This is a genomic window from Pseudomonas sp. KH_017, assembly GCF_057840285.1.
Genome location: NZ_CM174509.1, coordinates 4,677,587 through 4,689,247 on the forward strand (window position 1 = coordinate 4,677,587; position 11,661 = coordinate 4,689,247).

The 11,661-nt window shown below is 53.0% G+C and carries 9 protein-coding genes; all 9 read right to left on the reverse strand.

The window, feature by feature from the left end:
- Window positions 1–34 precede the first annotated feature (34 nt).
- Window positions 35–2,029 (reverse strand): polysaccharide biosynthesis protein, encoded by a 1,995-nt coding sequence (locus AC3IT6_RS21210; protein ID WP_489352547.1) that lies wholly within the window; start codon window positions 2,027–2,029, stop codon window positions 35–37.
- An 83-nt stretch (window positions 2,030–2,112) separates the two neighbouring features.
- Window positions 2,113–3,150 carry an MraY family glycosyltransferase gene (locus tag AC3IT6_RS21215; protein WP_489352549.1) on the reverse strand — a complete coding sequence of 346 codons (1,038 nt, stop codon included), beginning with the start codon at window positions 3,148–3,150 and terminating at the stop codon, window positions 2,113–2,115.
- Window positions 3,147–4,112, reverse strand: coding sequence for a UDP-glucose 4-epimerase family protein (locus AC3IT6_RS21220; protein WP_489352551.1), 966 nt, complete (start codon window positions 4,110–4,112; stop codon window positions 3,147–3,149). Before AC3IT6_RS21220 ends, AC3IT6_RS21215 begins: the two co-directional genes overlap by 4 nt.
- The gene (locus AC3IT6_RS21225; RefSeq protein ID WP_489352553.1) at window positions 4,112–5,365 is read right to left on the reverse strand and encodes a glycosyltransferase family 4 protein; all 1,254 of its coding nucleotides are present in this window, start codon (window positions 5,363–5,365) and stop codon (window positions 4,112–4,114) included. The genes AC3IT6_RS21220 and AC3IT6_RS21225 overlap by 1 nt, the downstream gene beginning before the upstream one ends.
- Before the next feature lie 230 nt (window positions 5,366–5,595).
- Window positions 5,596–7,590, reverse strand: coding sequence for a polysaccharide biosynthesis protein (locus AC3IT6_RS21230; RefSeq protein WP_489352555.1), 1,995 nt, complete (start codon window positions 7,588–7,590; stop codon window positions 5,596–5,598).
- A 314-nt stretch (window positions 7,591–7,904) separates the two neighbouring features.
- Window positions 7,905–9,083: a DegT/DnrJ/EryC1/StrS family aminotransferase gene (locus AC3IT6_RS21235; protein ID WP_489356639.1), complete on the reverse strand. Its 1,179-nt coding sequence runs from the start codon at window positions 9,081–9,083 to the stop codon at window positions 7,905–7,907.
- An 86-nt stretch (window positions 9,084–9,169) separates the two neighbouring features.
- A complete protein-coding gene (locus AC3IT6_RS21240) occupies window positions 9,170–9,796 on the reverse strand; it encodes an acetyltransferase (RefSeq protein WP_489352557.1) in 627 nt (208 codons plus the stop codon).
- Entirely contained in the window at window positions 9,793–10,389 is a 597-nt protein-coding gene (locus AC3IT6_RS21245) for a sugar transferase (protein ID WP_150726253.1), read from the reverse strand. Before AC3IT6_RS21245 ends, AC3IT6_RS21240 begins: the two co-directional genes overlap by 4 nt.
- A 47-nt stretch (window positions 10,390–10,436) precedes the next feature.
- Window positions 10,437–11,657, reverse strand: coding sequence for a glycosyltransferase family 4 protein (locus tag AC3IT6_RS21250; RefSeq protein ID WP_489352560.1), 1,221 nt, complete (start codon window positions 11,655–11,657; stop codon window positions 10,437–10,439).
- Between the last annotated feature and the right edge of the window lie 4 nt (window positions 11,658–11,661).

The window sequence follows — 11,661 nt, forward strand, 5'->3', positions numbered from 1 at the left end:
GTCAAAAACGTGTACGTTTCAGAATATGAAACAATCAGGGTTCGAGGCGGCGCTGCTGGTAGATCCAGTCGACAATCTCTCCGTCTGGGGCATAACCGCTGACCGTGTCGCGCAACAGCTGGCGGACGCGCGCATAGTCGTCCTGATCCACCGCAGCGAGCAACTCGGTCAACTTGACCTTCAGCAAATCCCAGGACAGGTGATCCTCGTTGGCCGACATGATCATCGGGTGCTGAGTGGCCGCCACGTTGTCACCGATCAGCAGCTCTTCGTAGAGCTTCTCGCCCGGACGCAGCCCGGTGAATTCGATAGCGATGTCACCATGCAGGTTTTTTTCCGAGCGGACGCTCAGGCCGGACAAATGGATCATCTTCTCGGCCAGCTCGACGATCCTCACGGGCTCGCCCATGTCCAGGACAAAAACATCACCGCCCTGCCCCATGGAGCCCGCCTGAATCACCAGCTGCGCCGCTTCAGGGATGGTCATGAAGTAACGAGTGATCTTCGGATGGGTAACCGTCAATGGCCCGCCCGACTTGATCTGTTTGTGAAACAACGGAATGACCGAACCAGAAGACCCCAGAACATTGCCAAAACGTACCATGGTGAAGCGCGTCTTGTTTACCCGCGAAATGTTGCTCGTATCTCCGAACAACACCGGCGCCAACTCACGACTCAGCGCCTGCAGCATCAACTCGGCCAGCCGCTTGGTGCTGCCCATAACATTGGTCGGGCGCACGGCCTTGTCTGTCGAGATCAGGACGAAGTTGGCAACACCTGCCTTCAAGGCAGCCTCGGCCGTATTGAGCGTACCCACCACGTTGTTCAGCACGCCTTCAGCAATGTTGTGCTCAACCATCGGCACGTGTTTATACGCGGCGGCATGGTAGACAGTGTCAACCCGCCACGTTTTCATCACGTCGAGCAACTTCTCCGGATTGCGCACGGAACCGAGAATCGGCAATAGACGGACGGACAAAGACTCACGAGCAATCCGCTGTTCAAGTTCGGACAAGATGCTGTAGAGATTGAATTCACTGTGCTCGAACAACAGCAGCGTAGTTGGATGCAGGGCAAGAATCTGTCGGCACAACTCTGAACCGATGGAGCCACCGGCCCCGGTGACAAGAACAGACTGTCCCTTGATGCAATGTTCAAGCAAGTCGCCCTGGGCCGGAACCGCATCCCGGCCCAAGAGGTCAGCGATGTCCACTTCCTGGATGTCGTCGACCTTTACCCGCCCGCTGGCCAGGTCCATGAAACCGGGAACGCTTCGAACGTGAAGCGGGAAACCTTCGAGATAACCAAGAATTTCACGCCGCCGCCCACGGTTTGACGAAGGGATGGCCAGCAGGACTTCCTGGGCCCCGGTGTTATCGATCATCTGCTGGATATGCTTGGGTTTATAGACCTGCAAACCGGAAATAACCCTGTCGGCAATCCCGCTATCGTCATCGATAAACGCCACCGGGCGCATGAGGCGCCCCATCCGCAAGGCAGCGACCAACTGGTTACCGGCTGAGCCCGCACCGTAAATGGCAACTTTCGGCAAGCCATCGTCCCGATTGGTAAACGGGACATGCTGAGCCGCACTGAACCAGTCGCCCAAGAAGTACTGACGCATGCCCAGGCGAAGCCCGCCGATCATGATCAGACTCAACCACCAGTAGTTGAAAATGATTGAGCGTGGGACGACGTTTTGGTGATTGCTGTACCAATAAACAACTACACCAAGAATCAGTGACGACAAGCTGACCGCCTTGATGATCGCAATCAACGCATCGTTGCCGAAATAGCGCATGACTGCGCGATACATGCCAAATCGGATGAACAACGGGATTGCAACTACCGGGGCACTCAAAAAAAGCCAGGTATGGACGATCAGTGGATTGACCATATCATCAATGCCGAGGCGAACCAGAAAAGCCAACCACAACGCTGCCCACACGAGAACGACGTCGGCCGCAACCTGAATGAGCCGTTTTTGACGGCGTGACAGCTCAAGTAACAGTTTGCGCAATTTATCCATAACCCCGTCGTACACCTCGAACCACTCCCCATGACCTTGCTTGATCAGTGTACATCTCCAGACGCACCAGTTAACTCAAATAATCATAAATCAGCTATTGAGGGCCTGGTTTTTTCGATTTCACCCGCGTGAAACTTGATCGCCAGAATCACGAGAGGGAGGTAGGCGACTATCAGCCCCAGCACACCATCTACTCCAAAGGAAGTCACGCAAACCGCCACGGGTAGCAACCAGCCGACATTGATTGCTCCGACAGCAAGAGTGACTGGCAAATGCTTGCGATACCGGCGTGATGCAAACTGATAGGCGTGACTACGATGAGCTTCATAAACTTTGTCACCGCGAACCAGGCGACGAATCAAGGTAAAGGTTGCGTCTACAACAAACACCCCCAACAGGATCAGCCAGGCCCAGAGCAACTGCGGTGCTATCCAGGCAGCCTGAATCGAGATGACACCGAGCGCCATGCCGATGAATCCGCTTCCAGCGTCTCCCATGAAGATGCGTGCAGGGGGAAAATTCCAGAACAGAAATCCTCCAACCGCCATCGCCAACAGTCCAGGAACCCACATCTGGCTTTCGAATCCATTCAGCCAATAAAGCAGACAAGCACCCAGGCACGCCGAAATCGCTTCAACACTGGCTATACCATCGATTCCGTCCATGAAATTGTAAAGATTGAGCATCCAGACAAGATAGACCGCCGCCAGGATGCATCCCAGCCAACCAAGATCCACAGCCAATCCAAACAAGGTGATCGGAGGCAGACCTCCCAGGCAGAACAAGGACCAGGCGGCCGCACAGAAATGGCCTAACAAGCGCCAACGTGCTGCTATATGACCATGATCATCTATGAAGCCGATAATTGCGATCAGGCCACCCGCCCCCCCGATAGCGATCAACAGTGGCATGGTTGCCAACTGCGCCCATGCCAGAAATGGCAGCGCCAACAAAAATGCGATGACGATCGCGACACCGCCGCCCCTGGGAGTGGGTACTGAATGAGAACTGCGAGCATTGGGGACGTCGACAATACTTCGCGCCAATGCATAACGACGTAATACAGCTGTCAATATTAAGGAAACACTCGCCACTGCAGGAATTAACCACCAATAGATCATTGTTGTTTACTTTCTTGAAAATGTTGTGCGGTAGCCTTCAGTGCGTCATCTGCCGAGACCGGAGGTGTCCACCCCAGCAATGAGCGAGTTTTGCTGATGTCTACCTGCAAGGATCCACATAACCGGTTTGACAGGGCTTTCCTTCCGAGCAATGTAGCCACGCCGCGCAGGATGCCGGCAGGTATTGGTACAAGCCGAGCTGTACGCCCAAGGGCAAGCGCTATCTTGCGCAGCAATTGAGTGGTGGAAAGATCCTCACCATCACTGACCAGAAAGGTCTGATTAGCGGCCGCCGGATGACTGATACAGGTAACAATCAAATCCACCAGATTGTCCAATGCTACGAGACTGCGGCTGTTGTGAATCGCCCCAAATGGCAAGGGAATACCTTTATCGAGCCATCGCATCATGCTTTGAAAGTTAGCCTTGACCCCGGGACCGTAAACCAACACTGGCCTTATGATCACGACCTCCATCCCGGTCTCCACGGCCAATTCACGCAACCGGTCTTCGGCTTCCATCTTGGATATCCCGTAGGGATCTGCCGGGGCTGGCGTGTCCTCGGGAGAATACGTGAAACCCAAATCGGTACTTTCGCCGTTCACCTTGATGGAACTGATGAATACGAAGCGTCGGACGCCTGCAGACGCAGCCTGGCGCGCGAGATTCACTGTACCTTCAACATTGACTCGCCTGAATGCCGCCAAGGGATCGGTTTCGGTATCATTCATCACATGAACGCGAGCCGCGGCATGTATGACAACGTCTACGCCGGTGAGACCGTTTTTCCAGGACGTAGCACCATCGATACTGTCAACGTGGATCGACGAGACTTTACTCTGAAGTAATTGCGACCCATTACGCAGTGCGGCAATGACAGTGTAGTTTCTTGCGACCAGACACCTTAGCGTCGCGCCACCAACAAACCCTGTTGCACCGGTTAAAAATACGGTCTTCGACATTATTGGGCGATCCTTCGCAAAGTAGCAACTCGAAACAACTCTTCCAGACGCCCCATAAGTGCAGGTTTGGAAAAGTGGCTCAAATAGTAGGAGCGACCTGCACGCCCCATAATTTCACGTTGAGCAGGGGATGTGGTGGCCAACTGCAGAGTAATCCGCACAAGCCCCTGGATATCACCTGAGGGGCAGGAAAATCCCCCGCCTGACTCTTCGATTACCCGTGCAGCCTCCCCATTGATCATGCCCAGGATCGGCTTGCTCGAAGCCATATACGCCTGGACCTTCCCGGGAATCGTTTTCTCGAATACATCATTGGTTTTCAATGAAACCAGCAACGCATCGGCACAAGCAAACACCCCTGGCATCTCGCTCAGAGGGTGTCGTCCCAGCAGCAATACGTTGCTCAAGTTTCTTGTCGTGACTTGTTCATGCAACCATTTGCTCATACGTCCATCTCCCACGATCACCCAACGCACTGCCACTTTGTCCTTCAATGCTTCTGCGGCCTCCAGGATCGCGGGGAAATCCTGCGCTTCGCCTAAATTTCCTGCAAAAACAATGGTGAAGACCGAGTCATCTCGCTCTAGCAAATTTGAAGTGGGAGGAGTGGAGGCCGAAAAGTCATCCTCAGCCCAACTTGGAAAATAAATCAAACGCTCTGGGGTGATTTCCTTGGTGCAATATTGTTTTACGTTGTCGGCAAAACCTTTGGATTGTAAAAGCAAATAATCAGCACGATTGTAGATTGCACTGACCACGCGTCCGACCAAAGCCAACAAGGCAGGCTGACGGAGTACCCCTACAGCCCTCAGAGTTTCCGGCCAAAGATCAAGGACCCAGACAAATACCGGGACCTTTTTTATCCGTCCTAACACAACTGCGGGAATCGCAGCCATTATAGGAGAAACTGCGTATACGAAAACCGCATCAAACTTTTCATTTCGAAGTTTGAAAACGCCAAGTGTGGAAGCGCTGAGAAAAAAAGAAACGTAATTGAAAATCAGGCTGACACTGCGCTTTCCACGCGAAATTAATGGAACTCTAACTATGCGCGCGCCGAAGTAGCTTTTGAAACGCTCAGGACTGGCACTAAATTCCGAATAAACCGAACCCTCAGGGTAATTTGGCCATCCGGTCAACACACTGACCTCATGACCATTTTCCGAGAAGGCACGAACCAGGTCATTGATACGCATATTCTCCGGCCAAAAATACTGTGTAACTATCAGGATCTTTAATTTATTTTCATCCATTCCTGCAGCTCAACTCAGCATTTATCCGTTTATACAATCAAGCTATTGCACACAATCCCATTTACTTTATCGGCAATATTCGGCATGCGGTACCCAGCGTACCGTAGCCATTACGCATAGTCGGAGCTCCATGACAACGATTTGAGAAAGCAGTTTTTCCCAAGCTACCCCCCAAATTAGACGATGTGTGGAGCCTGTCAAAAAAATGTCTGTTTCGGAATGTGAAACAATCAGGGTTCGAGGCGGCGCTGCTGGTAGATCCAGTCGACAATCTCTCCGTCTGGGGCATAGCCGCTGACCGTGTCGCGCAACAGCTGGCGGACGCGCGCATAGTCGTCCTGATCCACCGCAGCGAGCAACTCGGTCAACTTGACCTTCAGCAAATCCCAGGACAGGTGATCCTCGTTGGCCGTCATGATCATCGGGTGCTGAGTGGCCGCCACGTTGTCACCGATCAGCAGCTCTTCGTAGAGCTTCTCGCCCGGACGCAGCCCGGTGAATTCGATAGCGATGTCACCATGCAGGTTTTTTTCCGAGCGGACGCTCAGGCCGGACAAATGGATCATCTTCTCGGCCAGCTCGACGATCCTCACGGGCTCGCCCATGTCCAGGACAAAAACATCACCGCCCTGCCCCATGGAGCCCGCCTGAATCACCAGCTGCGCCGCTTCAGGGATGGTCATGAAGTAACGAGTGATCTTCGGATGGGTAACCGTCAATGGCCCGCCCGACTTGATCTGTTTGTGAAACAACGGAATGACCGAACCAGAAGACCCCAGAACATTGCCAAAACGTACCATGGTGAAGCGCGTCTTGTTTACCCGCGAAACGTTGCTCGTATCTCCGAACAACACCGGCGCCAACTCACGACTCAGCGCCTGTAGCGTCAACTCGGCCAGCCGCTTGGTGCTGCCCATAACATTGGTCGGGCGCACCGCTTTATCTGTCGATATCAAAACAAAGTTGGCGACACCCGCCATTAACGCCGCTTGAGCGGTATTGAGTGTGCCGATTACGTTATTTAGCACACCCTCGGCAATGTTGTGCTCGACCATCGGCACGTGTTTATACGCGGCGGCATGGTAGACAGTGTCAACCCGCCACGTTTTCATCACGTCGAGCAACTTCTCCGGATTGCGCACGGAACCGAGAATCGGCAAAAGACGGACGGACAAAGACTCACGAGCAATCCGCTGTTCAAGTTCGGACAAGATACTGTAGAGATTGAATTCACTGTGCTCGAACAACAGCAGCGTAGTTGGATGCAGGGCAAGAATCTGTCGGCATAACTCTGAACCGATGGAGCCACCGGCCCCGGTGACAAGAACAGACTGTCCCTTGATGCAATGTTCAAGCAGGTCGCCCTGGGCCGGAACCGTATCCCGGCCCAAGAGGTCAGCGATATCCACTTCCTGGATGTCGTCGACCTTTACCCGCCCGCTGGCCAGGTCCATGAAACCGGGAACGCTTCGAACGTGAAGCGGGAAACCTTCGAGATAACCAAGAATTTCACGCCGCCGCCCACGGTTTGACGAAGGAATGGCCAGCAGGACTTCCTGAGCCCCGGTGTTATCGATCATCTGCTGGATATGCTTGGGTTTATAGACCTGCAAACCGGAAATAACCCTGTCGGCAATCCCGCTATCGTCATCGATAAATGCCACCGGGCGCATGAGGCGCCCCATCCGCAAGGCAGCGACCAGCTGGTTACCGGCTGAGCCCGCACCGTAAATGGCAACTTTCGGCAAGCCATCGTCCCGATTGGTAAACGGGACATGCTGAGCCGCACTGAACCAGTCGCCCAAGAAGTACTGACGCATGGCCAGGCGAAGCCCGCCGATCATGATCAGACTCAACCACCAGTAGTTGAAAATGATTGAGCGTGGAACGACGTTTTGGTGATTGCTGTACCAATAAACAACTACGACAAGAATCAGCGACGACAAGCTGACCGCCTTGATGATCGCAATCAACGCATCGTTGCCGAAGTAGCGCATGACTGCGCGATACATGCCAAAGCGAATGAAAAGCGGAATAGCAATCACAGGAGCGCTAATAAATAACCAGACGTGCTGAACAAACGGGTTGACCATCTCGTCTGGTCCCAGACGCACAATAAACGCCATCCATAAGGCTACCCACACAAGAACGACGTCGGCCACAACCTGAATGAGCCGTTTTTGACGGCGTGGCAGCTCAAGCAACAGTTTGCGCAATTTATCCATAACCCCGTCTTACACCTCGAACCGCTCACCTATTGATCATGCTGACGAGTGCACGTCTGCGACGCTCTCGTAACTTTGAAATAACTTATCTGGTTCAATACATTGAAACCGGTAGCGCCATAAGGGAGCCAAATCACCATCACGGGGCGTGTGCAAGGAATGCAGGCCTCGACCGATACTACCGGCAAGAACTGAAAACCGTGAGGAGAAGGGGATCAGATATCGCGAATATCAGGCGGTTTTTCGCCATCCCCTTTTCCTCACCAGCAAGAACCGACTCGCACCAAAAGGAAATTGTGAGGCCCCAAACAGGTCTAAGGCTTCACGGCTTGCTGCATAACACTGCGAATCGCCTCGCAGGTCTTTTGGATTTCGGCTTCAGTCAACGTCGGGTGTACCAAGAACATCAAGCTTGTCTCACCCAGCTCTTTCGCAATAGATAGTCGTACTTCTGGACGCCAGCCCGTATCGTCGAACGCCTTCTCGAGGTACACCTCAGAGCAAGAACCCGAAAAACATGGAACGCCAAGAGCAGAAATCTCGGACAGAATACGGTCTCGGCTCCAGTCAGCCTTCAACTGCTGCGGCTCTACGAACACATAACATTTATAGGCAGCGTGAGCATAGTTTTCGGAAACCGCTGGAGCACGCAAACCTTTAAGCTCACGAGCCTGCGACCAAATACGTTCCGCATAATTGATTCGGCTAGCACGCCACTGCGCCATGCGACGAAGCTGAATCCGGCCTATGACCGCTTGCACTTCCAGCATCCGCCAGTTCGTACCAAAGCTCTCATGCAACCACCGGAAGCCTGGTTGATGCTCCCGTTCGTAAATGGCTTCCCAGCTCTTTCCATGATCCTTGAATGCCCACATTTTCAACCAGAGGGTGCGGTCATTCGTCGTGACCATCCCACCTTCCCCCCCAGTGGTCATGATTTTGTCCTGGCAAAACGACCAGGCGCCTATATGACCAATGGAACCTACGGAGCGTCCCTTATACTTCGCACCATGTGCCTGGGCGCAATCTTCGATTACCTTGACATCATGAAGTGCTGCCAACTCCATGATCGGATCCATATCACACGGCCAGCCGGCCAAATGCACACAGATAATACCCCGGGTACGAGGGGTCAAGACGGCCTGGATTGTCTGTGCGGTAATGTTCTGGGTATCGCGGTCGACCTCGGCGAAGACCGGAATCGCACCGGCATTGACAATGCTGGAAACTGAGGCGAGGAAGGTGCGAGGCGTAACGATGACCTCGTCTCCACGCCCAATACCCAGCGCAATCAGTGCAAGGTCAAGTGCTACAGTGCCGTTCGCCAGGGCGACGGCATATTCAGTGCCTGCCCATGTGGCGAACTCTTTCTCAAACTCGCGGCATTCCTGTCCGGTCCAGTAGTTGACCTTATTGGAAAGCACTACGTCGCGAACGGCATCGGCCTCTTCCTCAGTGAACGAAGGCCAAGGAGAAAATGGGGTATTCAACACGGTTTTTACCTGCCACACATAATTAATAAAGAACCATCGGTAATCCAGGCCGGCCAATCAGTCACGTGTATCCGATGGTTAAACACTCAGGATCTCACGATCGCTCGAGCGGGCACTCCTGCGACCGTCATGTTATCAGAGATATCGCAGATCACCGCGGCTCCGGCCCCCACCATCACGTTAGAACCTATGCTGAGCACCTGTCTGACGCAGGCACCGATACCAATCCAGCTTCCGTCGCCGACGGTTACCGCACCAGCCAACCGCGCACCTGGACTGACATGCACGCACGCCCCAAGAACACAGTCGTGATCAATGCTGCAGCCGGTGTTCAGAATTGCCCCTTCACCAACGATCGAATAGGCATTGACTACTGCTGATGCAAACACGACGGTTCCGGACCCGATCTTAGCGTATCGGCTTATGATCGAAGAAGGGTGCATCAAAACAGGAAGTTGTGCGCCTGAGGCTTTCAGTTCGTCCATTTTACGTCGACGGACACTGTTGTTGCCAATAGCAACCAGAACTCCATCAAACTCCCCTACACGGCCGAGCAAGTCGCTGGTGTTTCCAACGACCGGCCAAACCCCGATGGAAGACACTTGTGGCCATGCGTCATCAAAGAACTCTATGACTTGCCATCCACAACACTCCGCCGTGTCAGCGACAACTTTTCCATGCCCACTCGCGCCAAGAATTGCCAGCCTCTTCATTTTTTTGACCCGGTGAACTTGGTCATTGTTACTTCACCCTCAGCGCTGATCCCATCCCGGATCAAAACTTTTTTGATGGTGAGAAAAATAATTTTCAGGTCGAGCCACAGCGACTGATTGTCTACATACCAAACATCAAGTTTGAATTTTTCTTCCCAGGACAACGCATTGCGACCATTTATCTGTGCCCACCCGGTAACCCCGGGTCGCGCATCATGCCTGCGAACCTGCACTTCATCGTACAGAGGCAGATATTCCATCAATAGCGGGCGAGGCCCTACCAAACTCATATCCCCCTTGATGACGTTCCACAACTCCGGCAACTCATCCAAGCTGCTGGATCGAAGAAATCTGCCAAAATCTGTCATTCGCTCAGAATCAGGTAACGGATTACCGTTGGCGTCCAACGCATCCCGCATAGTGCGAAACTTAACCATCTCAAAGGGTTTACCACCGAGACCCGGCCTGACTTGTCGAAACAAAATCGGAGACCCCAATCGCTTGCGAATCAGGTATGCGACAATCGCGATCACGGGAGACAAGACAATCAACCCGGCTACGGAAGCCACAATATCGAAGAAGCGTTTTGACATCGAAGGTCCTTGAAAGACAAATTATTGTGGGGAAAAAGCGTTGGAGTTCATTTCGACAAACGCTTGAAGTGCTCACCAAAACGCTTGACACCGACATGCAAGGACAGCTCTCTGTGATAGAACGCCAATCCGTTTTCAGCCATGTCCTTATGCCCTTGTACCGAGACATCTATCAAGGCCAGGACCGCGTCCGCAAGAGCCTGCGGATTGTCTGACTCGCTGACAACTCCACAACCGGCGTCGCGCACAAGATCGGCAGCATCACCGTCTACCGCCATCAAGATCGGCTTACCGGCCGCCATATACGCCTGGGTTTTAGAAGGAATAGTGATGGTGAACAACGGATCCTTCTTCAAATGTACAAGCAAGGCATCGGCGCTGGAAAGATAGGCTCCCACTTCAGGCATCGGAACAGCAGGCAGGAAGAATACATTGTCGAGCTGTCTGCTTTTCGCAAGTGCTTCCAGCCTGGAGGCCTCAACTCCCCCGCCCAGGAAGATAAACGCTACTTGACTGGCCTTTTCCTGCAACAACTGTGCAGCTGCAATGACTGTATCAAGCGACTGCGCCTTGCCCATATTTCCAGCGAACAGAATTCGAAACTTCGAAGTCACTGGAAAATTGGCCGGTGGATTACTCGAAGTGGAACGAACCATATCTTCGGCACACCAGTTGTAGATGACATCGATTTTTTGCGAAGGCACTCCCCGCTCGATCAATAGATGCTTGAAACCAGGAGACAATACGACAATCTGGTCTACGTGACCGTATACCCAATCGCAGACGCGAGAGACAATTTTCAGGAGCTTTTCGTTGGAAAACATCCCTGTGGCCTTGAGCGTGTCAGGCCACATATCCTGAATATCGTATACCACGGGCACACGCCGAAAAAAACGAACCAGCGCCGCCGCAATACCTACCGTCAATGGAGGATGGTAGGCATAAATGACATCCGGTTTTTTCGCCCGAAAAAGGCCATACAGCAAAATACTGGCTGCAAAGCTTATGTAGTTAAAAAGTCGGCCGACACCACTCTGCCCATGGCTTGGGTAGAGTGGTACACGCGTCACATGGACGCCGTCGATGACTTCGCGCTGCAAGGGTTTGATCCTATAGCCAGGATACAATTTACCACCGGGATAGTTTGGAAACCCGGTGACAACCTCGACTTCAAAACCCTGCGCAACTAACTCACGAGCAAAAACAAGCCCTTTGAACGTAGGCTCAGGATCAAACCACTGAGTGAACAGTAAAACACGAATGGTCATTCGT